The sequence below is a fragment of the Cohnella baijiui genome, assembly GCF_020731285.1.
In the GTDB taxonomy this organism is placed as follows: Bacteria; Bacillota; Bacilli; order Paenibacillales; family Paenibacillaceae; genus Cohnella.
The window spans coordinates 1-219 of record NZ_JAJFOW010000452.1 but is presented as its reverse complement, the minus strand read 5'-3'; the positions used below and the strand labels follow the sequence as shown (position 1 = coordinate 219).

The window sequence follows — 219 nt, the reverse complement described above, 5'->3', positions numbered from 1 at the left end:
GCCCCTACTTGCATACATTATTCAGAAGCACATACGCAAGGAGTGCAAGAGTATATTACGGTAACTGAAGGGACGCTACATCTGACCTTGCAGGGCATCGAGTATACCATTCACGCAGGAAATGCCATCCGATTTGCTGCTGATACGCCACATAAGTATGCCAACCCTACAGATAAGACCACACGACTGCAGTTATTGCTATACTATCCAGCATAAGAC

At 46.1% G+C, this 219-nt stretch carries 1 protein-coding gene; it reads left to right on the top strand.

The features are described from left to right. On the top strand, positions 1 to 216 hold a 216-nt coding region (locus tag LKX83_RS33355), incomplete at its 5' end, for a cupin domain-containing protein (protein WP_227887602.1). Positions 217 to 219: the final 3 nt, after the last annotated feature.